The organism is Pseudomonas sp. (assembly GCF_037994325.1).
Taxonomy (GTDB): Bacteria; Pseudomonadota; Gammaproteobacteria; order Pseudomonadales; family Pseudomonadaceae; genus Aquipseudomonas.
Genome location: NZ_JBBNAH010000196.1, coordinates 1 through 15,735, shown reverse-complemented (window position 1 = coordinate 15,735; position 15,735 = coordinate 1). Strand labels below are relative to the sequence as shown.

General features: G+C 60.7%; 14 protein-coding genes and 1 pseudogene. 6 read left to right on the top strand and 9 right to left on the bottom strand.

Features of this window, described 5'->3' with window-relative positions:
* Window positions 1-155, bottom strand: a pseudogene (locus AAAB16_RS06605) (carbonic anhydrase); the annotation flags it as partial.
* A gap of 205 nt (window positions 156-360) precedes the next feature.
* Between AAAB16_RS06605 and AAAB16_RS06600 the strand changes: the two are divergent.
* The 6 genes from AAAB16_RS06600 to AAAB16_RS06575 are packed head-to-tail and all read left to right on the top strand — an operon-like array spanning window position 361 to window position 6,111.
* Window positions 361-972 (top strand): CDP-alcohol phosphatidyltransferase family protein, encoded by a 612-nt coding sequence (locus AAAB16_RS06600; RefSeq protein WP_340662621.1) that lies wholly within the window; start codon window positions 361-363, stop codon window positions 970-972.
* Between the two features lie 27 nt (window positions 973-999).
* Window positions 1,000-2,769 (top strand): bifunctional alpha/beta hydrolase/class I SAM-dependent methyltransferase, encoded by a 1,770-nt coding sequence (locus AAAB16_RS06595; RefSeq protein WP_340662620.1) that lies wholly within the window; start codon window positions 1,000-1,002, stop codon window positions 2,767-2,769.
* Window positions 2,766-4,097 (top strand): phosphatase PAP2/dual specificity phosphatase family protein, encoded by a 1,332-nt coding sequence (locus AAAB16_RS06590; protein WP_340662619.1) that lies wholly within the window; start codon window positions 2,766-2,768, stop codon window positions 4,095-4,097. The genes AAAB16_RS06595 and AAAB16_RS06590 overlap by 4 nt, the downstream gene beginning before the upstream one ends.
* Window positions 4,094-4,528: a hypothetical protein gene (locus tag AAAB16_RS06585; RefSeq protein ID WP_340662618.1), complete on the top strand. Its 435-nt coding sequence runs from the start codon at window positions 4,094-4,096 to the stop codon at window positions 4,526-4,528. The genes AAAB16_RS06590 and AAAB16_RS06585 overlap by 4 nt, the downstream gene beginning before the upstream one ends.
* A gap of 10 nt (window positions 4,529-4,538) precedes the next feature.
* A complete protein-coding gene (locus tag AAAB16_RS06580; protein ID WP_340662617.1) occupies window positions 4,539-5,183 on the top strand; it encodes a lysophospholipid acyltransferase family protein in 645 nt (214 codons plus the stop codon).
* 1 nt (window position 5,184) lies between these two features.
* Window positions 5,185-6,111 (top strand): phosphatidate cytidylyltransferase, encoded by a 927-nt coding sequence (locus tag AAAB16_RS06575; protein ID WP_340662616.1) that lies wholly within the window; start codon window positions 5,185-5,187, stop codon window positions 6,109-6,111.
* Window positions 6,112-6,251: 140 nt separating this feature from the next.
* Here AAAB16_RS06575 and AAAB16_RS06570 read toward each other — a convergent pair whose 3' ends face one another.
* From AAAB16_RS06570 to AAAB16_RS06535, 8 genes are all read right to left on the bottom strand, one after another.
* Window positions 6,252-7,190, bottom strand: coding sequence for a carbohydrate kinase (locus tag AAAB16_RS06570; RefSeq protein WP_340662615.1), 939 nt, complete (start codon window positions 7,188-7,190; stop codon window positions 6,252-6,254).
* Between the two features lie 24 nt (window positions 7,191-7,214).
* Entirely contained in the window at window positions 7,215-8,690 is a 1,476-nt protein-coding gene (gene xylB, locus AAAB16_RS06565) for a xylulokinase (protein WP_340662614.1), read from the bottom strand.
* A 9-nt stretch (window positions 8,691-8,699) separates the two neighbouring features.
* Window positions 8,700-10,214, bottom strand: a complete 1,515-nt coding sequence (locus AAAB16_RS06560) for a mannitol dehydrogenase family protein (RefSeq protein WP_340662613.1) — start codon at window positions 10,212-10,214, stop codon at window positions 8,700-8,702.
* An 8-nt stretch (window positions 10,215-10,222) separates the two neighbouring features.
* A complete protein-coding gene (locus AAAB16_RS06555) occupies window positions 10,223-11,332 on the bottom strand; it encodes a sn-glycerol-3-phosphate ABC transporter ATP-binding protein UgpC (RefSeq protein WP_340662612.1) in 1,110 nt (369 codons plus the stop codon).
* A 33-nt stretch (window positions 11,333-11,365) separates the two neighbouring features.
* Window positions 11,366-12,199 carry a carbohydrate ABC transporter permease gene (locus tag AAAB16_RS06550; protein ID WP_110615511.1) on the bottom strand — a complete coding sequence of 278 codons (834 nt, stop codon included), beginning with the start codon at window positions 12,197-12,199 and terminating at the stop codon, window positions 11,366-11,368.
* A 13-nt stretch (window positions 12,200-12,212) separates the two neighbouring features.
* A complete protein-coding gene (locus tag AAAB16_RS06545) occupies window positions 12,213-13,145 on the bottom strand; it encodes a sugar ABC transporter permease (protein WP_340662611.1) in 933 nt (310 codons plus the stop codon).
* A gap of 87 nt (window positions 13,146-13,232) precedes the next feature.
* The gene (locus AAAB16_RS06540) at window positions 13,233-14,543 is read right to left on the bottom strand and encodes a sugar ABC transporter substrate-binding protein (RefSeq protein ID WP_340662610.1); all 1,311 of its coding nucleotides are present in this window, start codon (window positions 14,541-14,543) and stop codon (window positions 13,233-13,235) included.
* A 224-nt stretch (window positions 14,544-14,767) separates the two neighbouring features.
* The gene (locus tag AAAB16_RS06535; RefSeq protein ID WP_340662609.1) at window positions 14,768-15,673 is read right to left on the bottom strand and encodes a helix-turn-helix domain-containing protein; all 906 of its coding nucleotides are present in this window, start codon (window positions 15,671-15,673) and stop codon (window positions 14,768-14,770) included.
* Window positions 15,674-15,735 lie beyond the last annotated feature (62 nt).

Below are 15,735 nucleotides of genomic sequence, written 5' to 3'. Positions count from 1 at the left end.
GCATTGGCGAGCTTTTGGAACAACTCCTCTTGCTCGGGGAACACCTCGGTACGAAAGCGCTGAAAACCCGAAACAATCTGCTGCAACGCCTCGTCGGCACCCTCACCTTGCACCCCATCGAGGCGGTCGAGATTCTGTTGGTCGCGCGTGTTCATAGAGCACTCCTGAGCGAGAAACGGATGGGCCTTTAAGACTATAGCCGGGGCGATATTGTTCCAGCTCTGCCGCCGAGCAGCTACCTTGAATCGTTTGCACGATGTAGCAAGGCATGCCTGCCGACCTGCACCTGTGAACAATTCCCGGCAACCACCGTCTCTTGTGCGTACAGTCCATCCACCGCCTTTCTACTGCGAGCGCTCCATGCCGTCGATCTACGACCTCAAACCCCGCTTCCAGAATTTGCTCCGCCCTTCTGTCACCCGTTTGCACGCCAAAGGCGTGACCGCGAATCAGGTCACGCTGTTTGCCTGCGCAATCTCTGTGTTGGTGGGCGCCGTGGTGGCGATATTTGCGGAACACCGTTGGGTGTTCGCGCTCTTACCGCTGTGGATGCTGCTGCGTATGGGCCTGAATGCGGTGGATGGCATGTTGGCCCGTGAGTTTGGCCAGCAGTCACGCCTGGGGGCTTACCTGAATGAAATCACCGACTTGCTCGCCGACGCCGCGCTGTATCTGCCCTTCGCCTGCTTGGCCGGGGTGTCTGGCGCAGCGGTGGCGGCGGTTGTATTGCTTGCTTGGTTAAGTGAATACGCTGGCGTGCTGGGCTTGATGGTTGGCGCCTCGCGCCGCTATGACGGGCCGATGGGCAAGAGTGATCGCGCCTTTGTGTTTGGCCTTTTGGGCTTTCTGTTGGCCGTTGGTGTGCCGGTACAGGGTTGGCTGACGTCAATCATGGCAGTGCTCGCCGCCTTGCTGTTGTTCACCACTTACAACCGCGTCAAGCGCGGGCTGGCCGAGTTACCTGCCAGTTAATCAAATCGATTTTTTGGAGTTCTACGGATGGAAACTCAACGCCTGCAACACAACGCCACTTTTCCTACCCACGACGGGGTCGAGCTGTTCTATCGCTACTGGCCCGCCGTCAACGCCACCGCCGATACCCCACGCAAAGCCATTGTGCTGCTGCATCGCGGCCACGAACATTCGGCACGCATGGCGCATTTGGTCGATGAGCTAAACCTGCCCGACTTTGCCTTTTTTGCCTGGGATGCCCGCGGCCATGGCCACTCGCCGGGCGAGCGCGGCGACAGCCCGAGCTTTGCCGCCAGCGTGCGTGATGTGGATGACTTTGTGGCCTTTATCGGCCGCGAGCATGGCGTGGCCATTGAAGACATTGCCGTCGTCGCGCAAAGCGTGGGCGCGGTATTGGCCGCCACCTGGGCCCATGACTACGCGCCACGTATTCGCTGCATGGTGTTGGCCTCCCCGGCCTTCGACATCAACCTGTACGTGCCGCTGGCCCGCCCCGGCCTAACCTTGCTGCAAAAGCTCAAGGGCAATTTCTTTGTTAAGAGCTACGTGCGCCCCGGCATGCTTACCCATGACAAAGCCCGCGCCGACAGCTATGCCAATGACCCGCTGATTGCCAAGGCGATTTCGGTTAACCAGTTGCTCGGCCTGTATGAAGCCGCCGACCGCGTGGTGGGCGATGCCGAAGCGATCCAGGTGCCGACCCAATTACTGATTTCCGGCGCCGACTTTGTGGTCAAGCGCAAACCCCAGGAGCTGTTTTTCCAACGCCTGGGCACCCTGCAAAAAGAACGTCACCTGCTGCCCGGCTTCTACCACGATACCCTCGGCGAGGCCGACCGCCATATCGCCGTAAGCAAGGCCCGCGGCTTTATCGAGCTGCTGTTTAGCCAACCGCTCAGCCGCCCAGAACTGCTCAGCGCCGACCGTATCGGCTTTACCAAAGCCGAAGCCGAAGGCCTGTCCACGCCGCTGCCGCCTAACTCGACAGCGGGTTTGTACTGGCGCATGACCCGCGCCTCGATGGGCTTGGGCGCGAAGTTATCGGCTGGGGTAAAACTGGGCTTCGACACCGGCTTCGACTCCGGCAGCACTCTCGACTACGTGTACCGCAACAAGCCCACCGGCACCGGCGCCCTGGGGCGTTTGATCGACACCAACTACCTCAACTCCATCGGCTGGCGCGGTATTCGTCAGCGCAAGGTGCATATCGAAGAGTTGCTGCGCGACACCCTGCAAACGCTGCAAGCCGAGGGCAAGCCGACACGTATCGTCGATATCGCCGCCGGCCATGGCCGTTATGTACTGGAAGCGCTGCAAGGCTTGGCCCAGCGCCCGGAGTCGATTCTGCTGCGCGACTACAGCGACCTCAACGTCAGCCAGGGCAGCGCCCTGATCGCGGAAAAAGGCCTGGCCGATATTGCTCAGTTTGTTAAGGGCAATGCCTTCGACCCTGAGAGCCTGGCTAGCCTGGACCCGAAACCGACCCTGGCGATTGTTTCCGGCCTGTATGAGTTGTTTGGCGATAACAGCATGGTCGGCGGCTCCCTTGGCGGCCTGGCCCAGGCTGTAGAACCGGGTGGCTACCTGATTTACACCGGCCAGCCATGGCACCCGCAGTTGCAGCTGATTGCCCGTGCCCTGACCAGCCACCGCGATGGTCAGCCCTGGGTAATGCGCCGTCGTACCCAGGCCGAGATGGATCAATTGGTAGCCGCGGCGGGCTTTCGCAAAGTGACGCAACGTATCGACCAGTGGGGCATCTTTAGCGTCAGCCTGGCGCAACGAGTCGAGGAATGAGCGACGCCGCCCATGCCAAGCTAACGGTCCGTCAGCGCTTTCCTCGGGCGCTGATGTGGCTGGTGATTTTGGCGCCGCTTTTTTTCGCCAGTTATAGCTTTGCCAACTGGTACACCAGCCAGCGCGCCGATGTCGGCACGTTGGTGTTCGGCTGGGAAAGCCATACGCCGTTCTGGGCCTGGACCATCGTGCCCTACTGGTCCATCGACTTGCTGTACGGCCTGTCGCTTCTACTGTGCAGTAGCCGCCATGAGTTGGATGTCCACGCTCGCCGGCTGCTTACCGCGCAGGTGGTGGCGATTGCCGGCTTCTTGTTATTCCCACTCACCTACACCTTTACCCGCCCGGAAATGACCGGCTTTTTCGCCTGGATGTTTGAAGTGCTGATGGGCTTTGACAAGCCGTTTAACCAGGCGCCGTCGCTGCATATTGTGCTGCTGATTGTGCTCTGGGTGCGCTATGCCGACCACACGCCCAAGGGCCTGTGGCGCTGGTTGCTGCATATCTGGTTTGGCTTGATCGGCTTGTCGGTACTGACCACTTACCAACACCACTTTATCGACCTGCCCACCGGCGTTTTGGTCGGCTGGCTGTGCGTCTGGCTGTGGCCGCTGGACCGCCCTAGCCCGCTGGCGCATTTGCGTTGGCAGCGGCAAGCGCGGGGGCAACGGCTGGGGCTTTATTACGGCGTTGCCGGGCTGGCCTTGGGCGCCCTAGGGGTAACCGTGGGCGGGCTGGGCTGGTTTCTTACCTGGCCGGCGGTGGCCTTGGTGTTAGTAGCGCTGAACTACTTGTTGATTGGTGCAGCAGGCTTTCAGAAACACCGCAACGGTCAGCTCAGTTGGGCGGCGAACTTTCTCTTTGGCCCGTACCTGATCGGCGCCTGGATCAATTCCCGCGCCTGGACGGCCAAGGTGCCCAAGCTGGTGCCGGTGGTCGACGGCGTCTGGCTGGGGCGCATCCCTAACAAAGGCGAACTCGACGGCACGCCGATAAAGGCGATTGTCGACCTGTGCGCCGAACTGCCCTGCGCCATTGGCGGCCGCGCCTATACCACGCTACCGACCATGGACTTGCTGCCACCTAGCCCTGAGCTGCTGCAAGCCGCCGCCGAGGCCATCGAGCGTGCTCGCGCCCATGGCCCGGTACTGGTCTGCTGCGCCCTGGGTTATTCGCGCAGTGCCGCCGCAGTGGCCGCCTGGTTGCTCAGTACCGGGCGCGCGGCCAACCCGGCAGCAGCGCAAGCCATGCTGGAACAAGCACGCCCGGGCGTGGTGTTGCGTGCAGGTCACCTGCGTAATCTGGCGTTGGTCGGGGCCAGCGCATGAGCGATCTGCGCTTGCTCAGCTGTGCGCGCTTGCTGGAACAGGGGCAACGGTTGGATCAGTTCTCCACAGGGCTTAGCCTGGTGGCCCTGGCCGGCGCCTTGGTGACCGTTACCTTGACCCAGCTGCCGCTGGTAGCGGCTCTGCTGGTGCTCTGCCTGCTGGCCGGTGCCGTGGAGAAATACTGGGCGCTGCGGGTGGCCTTTGATGCCGCGCTATTTGCTCGGATGGCTGAAGCCGCAGACCTGCCCGCTGCTACCCAGCAACTGGACGACGGCCTGCATGGCCTCGGCCTGCTGCCAGCCCACAACAAAGGCCGCGACTGGTCGCTGCGTTGCCAGGGCGCCCTGGCGCTGCTGCGCAATCAAGGCCTGACCCTGGCGGCACAATTGCTATTGGCGGTGGCCGCAGTGGCGGCCGGCGCTTTTCTCTAGAGGACTGTGTATGTCACGCGTCTCGGACTACAGCTGGCGCGGCGCCTTTGTCGCCCGCCTGATTATCGGTTTTGCCGCCGCCGTTACCGGCGCGCGGGCCTTGTGGGTGGGCTGCGCACCAGACCCGAAACCGCGGGTGTATTTCGCCAACCACAACAGCCATGGCGACTTTGTGCTGCTGTGGTCATCGCTGCCTGCGCATATGCGCGGCAGCACGCGGCCAGTGGCCGGCGCCGACTACTGGGGCAAAGCCGGGGTGCGCAACTTTCTGATCAATAAGGTCTTTCGTGGCGTGCTGATCGAACGTACCCCAAGCGCCGACGGCCCCAACCCCATCGAACAAATGGGCGCGGTGCTGGAGGGCGGTGAGTCGCTGATCCTCTTCCCGGAAGGCACGCGCAATCTGGAAGACGGCCTGCTGCCGTTTAAAAGCGGCCTATTCCACCTGGCCACGCGCTGCCCTGACGTAGAGCTGGTGCCGGTGTGGATCGACAACCTCAAACGCGTCATGCCCAAGGGCCGCACCCTGCCCTTGCCGCTGCTGTGCACCCTGACCTTTGGCACGCCGCTGCACTTGCAGGAAGGCGAAACCAAGGCCGATTTTTTAGCCCGTAGCCGCGATGCATTGCTGGCCCTGACGCCAAAGGAAGCCTGATATGGATCGGCAAACCCTCAACGTATTTATCGCCGTCGGCATCTTTTTGGCCCTGGCCTCGCTGGTCGGGCAAATCCTTAAATGGAAAAAAGGCGCGACCCCGGTTATCGACAACCTCAATGCGCGCATCAATGCCTGGTGGGTGATGGTGGCGGTGCTGGGTGTGGCGTTTTTCCTAGGCAAGCCGGGGGTGATGCTGCTGTTCTACCTACTGTCGTTTTTTGCCCTGCGCGAGTTCATCACCCTTACGCAAACCCGTGGCGGCGATTACCCGGCGCTGGTGGCGGCGTTCTACTGCGTGCTGCCGTTCCAATACTTCCTGGTCTATATCGAGTGGTACGGGCTGTTCAGCATCTTTATCCCGGTATTTGTATTCCTGCTGATGCCATTCCTGGCCTCGCTAGGTGGCGACACCACGCGCTTTCTCGAACGCACGGCCAAGGTGCAATGGGGCTTGATGATTTGCGTATTCAGCATCTCCCATGTGCCAGCGCTGCTGACCCTGAATATCGCCGGCTACGAAGGGCGCAACCTGTTGCTGATCGCCTTTTTGGTGTTGGTGGTGCAGTCCTCCGACGTGCTGCAGTACATCTGGGGCAAGCTGTTCGGCAAAACCAAAGTCGCGCCCAACCTATCGCCGTCGAAGACCCTCGAAGGTCTGATTGGCGGCGTGTTTTCCGCCACCTTGCTCGGCGGCGCGTTGTTCTGGATGACACCGTTTAGCTTCTTTGGCGCCCTGGCCCTGGCCTTTGTGATTTGCCTGATGGGCTTTATTGGCGGGCTGGTGATGTCGGCGATCAAGCGCGACCGTGGCGTGAAGGACTGGGGGCATATGATCGAAGGCCATGGCGGCATGCTCGATCGGCTGGACTCGGTGTGTTTTGCCGCGCCGGTGTTTTTCCACCTGGTGCGGTACAACTTCACCTGAAATCAACCGCCTGCCCCACTCCATACACCCGTCATTCCCGCGCAGGCGGGAATCCAGAATTTCACGACGAGCACTGTTTGCTTCAAGACTCTGGATTCCCGCCTTCGCGGGAATGACGGAGTTGGGCGATATCGCGGTTTCTAAAGCACCACCTCATGGTGATACGGCAAATCCGGCCCCGTGCGCGAGCAGGTCACGGCCGCCGCCGCCACGGCGTAGGTCAGCAGGCTTTCTATCTGTTGACGGCTTAGGCTGGCCACGCCTTCGGGGCTATCGAGTTCAGCACGAGTCAGCCAGGCCAGCAGCGCGGCTTGGAAGGTGTCGCCGGCGCCTACGGTGTCTTTCACCTGAATCGTGCGGGCCGCGACAAATAGGGTGCCGTGCTGACGACTAAAGGCCGTGGCGCCACCGGCACCGCGGGTCATCAGTACCAACTGGCAACGCCCACTCAACCAGCGTTCGATGACGGTTTCCGGCGCGATGCCTGGGTAGAGCAAATGCAGGTCTTCGTCGCTGACCTTAATCAGGTCGGCCAGTTGTGCCAGCTCTTCCACGCGGCTGCGCCATAGCTCGGCATCCGGCTGCGGATTTAGCCGCACATTGGGGTCTAGGCTGATCAAGCGTTTGCCGCTTTCGCGGCGTACCAGCTCCAGCAAGGTGTCGCCAATTGGCTGCACCACCAGGGAAAACGAACCCACATGCAGGCCGCGAACATCGTCGCCAAGCACGGGCAGATGTTCGCTGCGTAAAGAACGGTCGGCGCAGCCTTCACCCCGGAACGAGTAGTGCGGCTGGCCGTTGCCATCTACCGCGACCATGGCCATGGTGGTCGGCGCATCACTTGCGATCAGAAACTCGCTGAGCACGCCCTCTTCTTCCAGCACCTGACGCAAACGGGCGCCGAGAAAGTCGCTGGATAAACCGCCAAACAGCGCCGAATCCACGCCCAGCCGGCGCAAGCCCACAGCCACGTTAAACGGCGAGCCTCCGGCAATGGCTTTGTAGTCCAGCTCGCTGCTGCGCGCGCCGGCGGCCCCTGTAAAAAAGTCGAACAACGCTTCGCCGCAAACCAGGTACATGTCGAACTCCAAACAAGAAAAGGGTTATTGCAGCTGCATCACCTGCTGGCGATAGCGCTGATACACCGGCTCATAGGCCGCGCTATTAGCCGGGTCAGGCTGGGTGAGGGTGCGTATATCCACACTCACGCAACGCTGGCACAGCTGCTCCAGGCTGTCTTCACCCGCACTCCACGCCGCTTGAATCGCTGCGCCCAGGGCCGCTGCTTCGGTGTGCTGCGGGCACACCAATGGGGTGGCCATAATATCGGCGACGATCTGCCGCCACACCGAGCTTTTCGCCGCGCCACCAATCAGACGGATTTCCCGGCTTTCAATTCCGCTGGCACGTAATAAATCCAGGCCATAACGCAGGCCAAAACAGGTGCCTTCCAGCACCGCGCGGCAGAGGTTGGCCCGGGTCAGGTTATCGCTGGTCAGGCCAAACAGGCTGGCGCTGGCATTGGGCAATGCCGGCACCCGCTCGCCATTTAAGAACGGCAGCATCAGCACGCCGTCGGCGCCAATCGGCGCTTCGCTGACCAGGCAGCCAAAGCTGGCCAGGTCGAGCTCCAGCAATTGCTGAATGGCGCCGGTGGCGTTGGTCAGGTTCATGGTGCAGATCAGCGGCAGCCAGCCACCGGAGGACGAGCAGAAGGTCGCCACCGAGGCATGCGGGCTGACCTGCGCCTGGTCGGCGTAGGCATACAAGGTGCCCGAGGTGCCGAGGCTCATGGTGATGGCGCCGGGGCTGATATTGCCGGTGCCGATGGCGCCCATCATATTGTCGCCGCCGCCGCTGGCTACTTGTGCCTGCGGGTTAAGGCCCAGGCGCTGGGCAATTTCCGGCAGCAGGGTGCCGACCACTTCGTCCGCGCCAATCAGGCTGGGTAGTGCATCGTTGAGGCGGCCGCTGGGCTCGATAAGCCGGAGCAAGTCGTGGTCCCACTCACGGCTGCGCACATTGAAATAGCCGGTGCCGGAGGCGTCGCCGTATTCACTGCAGTAACGCCCGGTCAGCCAGAAATTCAGGTAGTCGTGGGGCAGCAGAATATGGGCGATACGCGCGTAAATTTCCGGGTGCTGCTCTTTGGTCCAGAGCAATTTCGACACTGTATAGCCCGGTGCAATGGCCACGCCCAAGCGCTCTAACGAGCCGGCCTCGCCACCGAGAAAATCCAATAGGCGTTGGTTCTGTGGCGCCGATTCGGTGTCGCACCACAGCTTGGCCGGGCGTAGCACCTGGCCTTGGGCATCAAGCAGCACCAGCCCGTGTTGCTGGCCGGAAATACCGATGCCGCCGATGTCTTGCCCCGACACACCGGCGTCGGCCAGCGCCGCGCGGGTGGCTTGTTCGAAAGCCGTTAGCCAGTCGGCCGTGTGCTGCTCGCGATGGCCATTGGGCCCGCTGATCAAGCGATGCGGCGCGCCACCGGCGCCCAGCACCTCACCGCTGGCGGCGTCGAGCACCAGCGCTTTGGTGCCTTGGGTGCCGCAGTCGATACCGAGGTACAAAGCCATGGTCAGTTCTCAGCGATGCTGCAGCAGCGGGTCGAGCCGGCCGTTCGCCGGGCCATCCAGCAGCGCCTGCAAGGTGCCGGTGACACCCAGGGTGCGCAGGTTATGCAACTGGCGTTCAAAGGCGGCAACAAAGGCCTGGGACGCCGGAATGGCCGGGCCAAAGACCAGATCGGCACCCAGCAGCTTGGCGGTGAGGCTGGCTTTATCGGCGACCAAGCCCTGCGCCCATTCAGCACGCGGGTCGGGAATGCGGTACTGCGTGCCTTGCTCATCTACACCGTCCAGATACAACGCCCACGCCGCCACTACCAACGCAGCGCGGTCCAGCTCGGCGCCGTCAGCGATCAGGCGATTGAGGGTCGGCACAATAAATTTGGGGAATTTCGAGCTGCCGTCGGAGCACACGCGTTCCAGCTGATCGGCAATCGCCTGGTTGGAGAACCGCTCGATCAGGGTGTCTTTGTACTCGGTCAGATCGATGCCCGGCACCGGCGCCAGCTGCGGGGTCACGTCGAGGTCCATAAAGCGCCGCACGTAGCGACGGAACAGCTCGTCGTTCATGGTCTCGTGAACAAAGCGGTAGCCCTTGAGAAAGCCCAGGTAGGTAAGGGCCAGGTGGCTGCCATTGAGCAGCTTGATCTTCATTTCTTCATAGGGCGTCACGTCGTCGGTGAACTGCACGCCGACTTCTTCCCAGGCCGGGCGCCCATTTACAAACTTGTCTTCCAGCACCCATTGCAGGAACGGCTCGCAAACCACCGGCCAGGCATCGTCAATGCCATGTTCGTTGGCCAACTGCTGGCGGTGGGCATCGCTGGTCATGGGCGTAATGCGGTCAACCATGGCGTTGGGGAAGCTGACATTGGCTTCGATCCATTGCGCCAATTCGGCATCGGCCAGACGGGCGTAGCTCAGCAGTGCCTTGCGGGTAACCGCGCCATTGTGCGGCAGGTTATCGCAGGACATCAGGGTAAAAGCCGCCGTGCCATTGGCGCGGCGGGTGGCCAAAGCGGCACAAAGAAAACCAAACACCGTTTTCGGCGTTTGCGGGTTAGCCAGGTCGTGCTGAATGGCGGGCAAGTCTGCAAGGAATTCGCCACTGGCGTCGTCAATGCAGTAACCGCCTTCGGTAATGGTCAGCGAGACAATGCGAATAGCCGGCTCGGCCAATTTATCGATCAGCGCCTGGGCCGAGTCTTCGGCCAGCAGCATCGCGCCAATCACACCAACCACGCGCACTTCCAGGTCCGGCGTATCGCCCAGTTCGACTTGGGTATACAGATAATCCTGGCCTGCCAGCGCATCGCGCATGGCACGGTCTTCGCTGCGTAGGCCAACGCCGCAAATGCCCCAGTCGAGATCCTTGCCCTGGTTTTGCAGCGCCTCGGTGTAGATCGCTTCATGGGCGCGGTGAAAGCCGCCGACGCCGATATGGGCAATGCCTTGTTGCCGCGCGCCAAGGTCATAGGCGGGCAGGGCGATGTAAGGCACCAGTTGCGACAGGTTAGAACGGCTGAGTTTCATAACAATCCTTACGCCGCCTGCTCGGCAGCGCTGCGTTTATCAATGGCAACGCCGACGGCATCGAAGAGGTGGCAATGGGCGGTATCAAAGGCCAGCTCCAGCGGCTGGCCGTAAGCCGGGGAAAAGTCGCCGCGCACGCGGATGGTGAGGTTTTCACCCGAGGCGGTGCGCACATGGCAAAAGGTGTCGCTGCCCAGGCGTTCGCTGACATCGGCGATCACCGTGAGCTGGCCTTGGCCAGCGGGCACGATATTGAAATGCTCTGGGCGCACACCGAGGGTGACGCTGGCGCCGGCTTGCTGGTTGCAGGCCACGCGCGGCAGGTGCAGGCGCGTGCCAGCGTCCAGCTGCACTTCGCAGCCGTTGCCATCTACGGCGCCGACGGTGCCGCGCAAAAAGCCCATTTTCGGCGTGCCGAGAAAACCGGCGACAAACAGGTTGGCGGGGTGGTTGTACAGCTCTAGCGGCGAGCCGACTTGCTCAACACGGCCGCCGTTGAGCACCACTACTTTGTCGGCCAGGGTCATGGCTTCGACTTGGTCGTGGGTCACGTAAATCATCGTCGCCTTCAGCTCTTTATGCAGGCGCGCCAGTTCCAGGCGGGTCTGCACGCGCAGGGCAGCGTCGAGGTTGGACAGCGGCTCATCGAAGAGGAAGATTTTCGGGTTACGCACAATCGCCCGACCAATCGCCACGCGCTGGCGCTGGCCACCGGATAGCTGCTTGGGCTTGCGCTCAAGCAGGCGTTCCAGCTCGAGAATGCGCGCGGCGTTATCGACCTTTTCCTTGACCACGTTTTTATCGGTGCCAGCCAGGTCGAGGGCAAACGACAGGTTTTTCCGTACCGTCATATGCGGGTACAGGGCGTAGGTCTGGAACACCATGGCCAAGTCACGCTTGGCCGGGGCCAGGTCGGTAATGTCTTTGCCATCCAGGGAAATAGTGCCGCTGGTGACTTCCTCCAGCCCGGCGATCAGGCGCAGCAAGGTGGATTTGCCGCAGCCCGAAGGGCCGACAAACACCACAAATTCACGGTCGCGCACATCGAGGTCGATGCCTTGGATGATGGCGTGGCCATCAAAGCCTTTTTGCAGGTTACGAATGCTGAGGTCAGCCATGGCTAGGCTCCTTTAAGAGGTCGTAATGGCCGGTCATTTCACGGCACCAAAAGACAGGCCACGCACCAGTTGCTTCTGGCTGATCCAGCCAAAAATCAGAATGGGCGCGCAGGCGAGGGTGGAGACGGCGGATAACTTGGCCCAGAACAAGCCTTCAGGGCTGGAGTAGGACGCGACCAAGGCGGTCAATGGCGCCGCGGCGGACGAGGTCAGGTTGAGCGACCAGAAGGCCTCGTTCCAACACAAGATCAGCGACAGCAACATGGTCGAGGCTAAGCCGCCACGGGCAATCGGCAGCAGCACGCGGCCGATTTCCTGCAGGGTGGTGGCGCCATCCAGGCGCGCGGCTTCGAGAATATCCACCGGAATATCTTTGAAGTACGTGTAGATCATCCACACCACAATCGGCAGGTTGATCAGCGTGTAAATCACGATCAGCGCCAGGCGCGAATCGAGCAGGCCCATGCTTTTGCACAGCAGGTAGATCGGCATTAACACGCCTACCGGCGGCAGCATTTTGGTCGACAGCATCCACAGCAGCGTGCGCTTAGTGTGGCGGCTTTCGTGGAAGGCCATGGAATAGGCTGCCGGCACCGCAATCAGCATGCACAGCACGGTGGCGGAGAAGGAAATCAGCACCGAGTTCCAGGCAAAGCTGAAGTAGTCGCTGCGCTCGTTGATATGCAGGTAGTTCTCCAGCGTGGGCATAAAGAACAGCTGCGGTGGCGTGGCGATGGCGTCCATCTCGGTTTTAAAGCTGGTGAGGATCATCCAGAAAATCGGGAAGAAGATCAGCAGCGCCACGCCCCACGACAGGGTGCCGACCACCACACTTTGCAGGCGCCGGGATTGCTTGAGAGTCAGCATCGTCAGGCTCCTTTTACTGTTGGTCGGTGAGGTTTTTGCCGATCATCCGCACCAGGATGATGGCGGCGATATTGGCGATCAGCACGGCGATCAAACCGCCCGCCGAGGCCATGCCGACGTCGAATTGCAGCAGCGCCTGGTTGTAGATCAGGTACGCCAGGTTGGTCGATTCATAACCAGGGCCACCGCTGGTGGTGGTAAAGATTTCGGCAAATACCGAGAGCAGAAAGATGGTCTCGATCATCACCACCACGGCAATTGGCCGGGCCAGGTGCGGCAGGGTCAGGTGCCAGAAAATCGCGATGGGGCCGGCACCGTCGAGGCGCGCGGCTTCTTTCTGGTCCTGATCCAGCGACTGCATGGCGGTCATCAAAATCAGGATGGCAAACGGCAGCCACTGCCACGACACAATAAAAATGATCGACAGCAGCGGGTGATGGGCCAGCCAGTCCACTGGCTGGGCACCAAAGAAGCGCCAGATGGCGGCGAGAATCCCCGACACCGGGTGGAAAATCAGGTTTTTCCACAGCAGGGCGCTGACCGTCGGCATGATAAAAAACGGCGAAATCAGCAGCACCCGCACAATGCCGCGGCCCCAGAATTCACAGGCCTCCAGCAAGGCGGAAATCAGTACGCCAAAGATCACACTAATGGCCAGCACGCTGCCCACCAGCGTAAGCGTGTGCAGGGCGCCGGGCATAAAGCCTGGGTCGGTAACGAAAAAAGAAAAGTTTTCCAGGCCGACAAATTCATTTTCGCCGGGGTACAGCAGGTTGTAGCGAATCAGTGAGAAATACACGGTCATGCCCAGCGGCACGATCATCCATAACAGCAACAGCGCGACTGAGGGGCTGACCAGAAACCAGCCAGGCTTTAGCGCACGCTTTTTCGCCCGGGGAGCGGCGGGGGGCGCGCCAGCAACGGTATCAAGGGCCGAGGAATTCATGGGTAACTCCATGGGGTAGCGAAGGCCTGCACCACACGGGGGAGCGTGTGGCGCAGGGGTACTTCTACGGGGTGAGGCTTTACGGGATTACTTCGGATAACCGGCGCGCTTCATTTCACGCTCGGTGCTGGTCTGCGCAGCGGCCAGGGCTTGGTCGACTTTCATCTGCCCGGTAAGCGCGGCGGCGAACAGCTTGCCGACCTGGGTGCCAATGGCCTGGAACTCAGGAATGGTCACCAACTGGATGCCGACATAAGGCACCGGACGCACGCCAGGGTGGGCCGGGTCGGCCGCTTTCAACGACTCCAGCGTCACCTTGGCAAAGGGCGCGGCGCTCATATAGGCCTCGTTGTAGGTGGAGGCGCGGGTACCTGGCGGCACATTGGCAACCCCGTCTTTTTCCGCGACCAGCGCGCCGTACTCTTTTGAAGTAGCCCAGGCGCTAAAGGTTTTCGCCGCGTCTTTGGCCTTGGAACTGGTTGGAATAGCCAGCGCCCAGGAGTACAACCACGCCGAGCCTTTGTCGGTGGATTGCTGCGGCGCGTAGGTAAAGCCGACGTGGTCGGCCACCTTGCTTTGCGCTTTGTCGGTCACGAAAGAACCGGCAACGCTGGCGTCCACCCACATGCCGCACTTGCCGCTGTTAAACAGCGCCAGGTTTTCGTTAAAGCCGTTGCTCGAAGCACCGGGCGGACCGTATTTATTCATGGTGTCGACGTAGAAATTCAGCGCGTTTTTCCACTCGGAACCGCTGAATTCAGGCTGCCATTTTTCATCAAACCAGCGCGCGCCGTAGGCGTTGCCGATGGTGGTGATCAACGCCATATTTTCGCCCCAACCGGCTTTGCCGCGCAGGCAGATGCCGTACTGGTCTTGGTCGGGTTTATTCAGCTTGGCGGCGAAACCAGCAATCTGTTCCCAGGTCGGGTGTTCAGGCATTTCCAGGCCAGCGGCCTTGAACAGATCGGTGCGGTAATAGGTGATCGAAGCTTCGGCGTAGAACGGCAGGGCGTACAGCTGGCCCTTGACCGACAGGCCTTCGCGTACCGAGGGGAATACGTCATCCAGGTCGTAGCTGGCCGGCAGATCTTTCATCGGTTCCAGCCAGCCTTTGGCGCCCCACAGCGATGCTTCGTACATGCCGATAGTCAGCACGTCGAATTGGCCGCCCTGGGTGGCGATATCGGTGGTGAGGCGTTGGCGCAGGACGTTCTCTTCGAGAACCACCCACTTGAGTTTGATATCCGGGTGCTGCTCTTCGAAGGTCTTCGAGAGCTTTTGCATACGGATCATGTCGCTGTTATTGACCGTGGCGATGGTCAGGGTTTCGGCCGCCAGGGTAACGGCGGACGAAGAAAAGCAGAGAGCGGCAACCAGTGCCTTGAGCGTGTGGTTCATGGTTTTGAACTCCGCTTACGCGCCCGGTAGGCTGCGCAAGACATTATTGTTTTTGTTAGACCGGGGCTGATTACACGCCTGCGGACCAATGCGAACAACGCCTTGCCTGCACCTAAACCAATACTTTTTTGCACATAAAAATCATCGACGCTTGCGCACAGACACGCAGCCAGCGGCTTTAGCACGGCATTTTGCGGGGAAAATCAGGAGTCGAGCGTTGTGAATCAGTACAGGTTTTGCTCGGTCAATCGCTGAGTAACCAAGCGCCGGTAACCCGATGGCGTCATGCCTTTTAGCTGCTGAAAGCGCCGGTTGAAGTTCGACACATTGCTAAAGCCCGACTCAAAACACACATCGGTGACCGGCTTTTCGCTGCTGCTGAGCAGCTCACACGACTTACTGATGCGCAGGCGATTAACAAACTCGACAAAGCCGCGCCCGGTAGCCTGTTTAAAAAAGCGCGAGAAATACGTGGGGGTCATACCTAGCTGTTCGGCTACCTGCTCTTGGGTAAGGTCCTGCACGTAATGCTGAAAGATGTAATCCACCGCGCGGTTAATCCGCTCGACGTTGCTTTCATCCGCCAGCTCGGTCGAGCGCACAGCGGAGAGCAACTGGTAGTCCTCACTGGCCGCCAGCAGCTCCATCAAGATCAGAAAATTGCCCAGCCGCGTCACGCCGCTGGACTCGGAAATGCGCTGCATCAGGCCCTTGGCTTCGGCGATCAGGCGCGGGCAACGAAACTCGATGCCGTACTGCGCACGCGCCAGCAACGGCGCCAACCCCTGCAATTCGGAAAACACCGCACTGCCGCTTTCCAGCACCTCATCAGTGAAATTCACCAACATATCGCGCTGGGCAAACACCTCGTCAGGGGCGATCTGGCTGATCCAGTTATGCGGCAGATTGGGGCCGGTCAGAAACAGGGTATCGGGGGCAAAGTTGCCAATGTAATCACCGATAAACACCTTGCCCGAGCTGGCCACGATCAAGTGCAGCTCGTACTCCTTATGGAAATGCCAACGCACCAGCGGACTTGGAAAACCATGCTGACGGTAAATCAGCGAATGGCCTTCATGGTCATCCATCAACTCATAAGAGGGATCGGTAATTCGCGACGGTCGGGCCATGGTGCGTTACCACATAGCGGCAGATCGGAGCGCCTAACCATACCCCGCGTGGTCGCACCTGC

What these genes read in the sequence shown, in the direction of transcription:
- AAAB16_RS06585 (WP_340662618.1), top strand. Translation starts at nt 4,094, where the DNA reads ATGAGCGATCTGCGCTTGCTCAGCTGTGCGCGCTTGCTGGAACAGGGG.
- AAAB16_RS06560 (WP_340662613.1), bottom strand. Translation starts at nt 10,214, where the DNA reads ATGAAACTCAGCCGTTCTAACCTGTCGCAACTGGTGCCTTACATCGCC.
- xylB (WP_340662614.1), bottom strand. Translation starts at nt 8,690, where the DNA reads ATGGCTTTGTACCTCGGTATCGACTGCGGCACCCAAGGCACCAAAGCG.
- AAAB16_RS06535 (WP_340662609.1), bottom strand. Translation starts at nt 15,673, where the DNA reads ATGGCCCGACCGTCGCGAATTACCGATCCCTCTTATGAGTTGATGGAT.
- AAAB16_RS06540 (WP_340662610.1), bottom strand. Translation starts at nt 14,543, where the DNA reads ATGAACCACACGCTCAAGGCACTGGTTGCCGCTCTCTGCTTTTCTTCG.
- AAAB16_RS06550 (WP_110615511.1), bottom strand. Translation starts at nt 12,199, where the DNA reads ATGCTGACTCTCAAGCAATCCCGGCGCCTGCAAAGTGTGGTGGTCGGC.
- AAAB16_RS06590 (WP_340662619.1), top strand. Translation starts at nt 2,766, where the DNA reads ATGAGCGACGCCGCCCATGCCAAGCTAACGGTCCGTCAGCGCTTTCCT.
- AAAB16_RS06595 (WP_340662620.1), top strand. Translation starts at nt 1,000, where the DNA reads ATGGAAACTCAACGCCTGCAACACAACGCCACTTTTCCTACCCACGAC.
- AAAB16_RS06600 (WP_340662621.1), top strand. Translation starts at nt 361, where the DNA reads ATGCCGTCGATCTACGACCTCAAACCCCGCTTCCAGAATTTGCTCCGC.
- AAAB16_RS06575 (WP_340662616.1), top strand. Translation starts at nt 5,185, where the DNA reads ATGGATCGGCAAACCCTCAACGTATTTATCGCCGTCGGCATCTTTTTG.
- AAAB16_RS06580 (WP_340662617.1), top strand. Translation starts at nt 4,539, where the DNA reads ATGTCACGCGTCTCGGACTACAGCTGGCGCGGCGCCTTTGTCGCCCGC.
- AAAB16_RS06545 (WP_340662611.1), bottom strand. Translation starts at nt 13,145, where the DNA reads ATGAATTCCTCGGCCCTTGATACCGTTGCTGGCGCGCCCCCCGCCGCT.
- AAAB16_RS06555 (WP_340662612.1), bottom strand. Translation starts at nt 11,332, where the DNA reads ATGGCTGACCTCAGCATTCGTAACCTGCAAAAAGGCTTTGATGGCCAC.
- AAAB16_RS06570 (WP_340662615.1), bottom strand. Translation starts at nt 7,190, where the DNA reads ATGTACCTGGTTTGCGGCGAAGCGTTGTTCGACTTTTTTACAGGGGCC.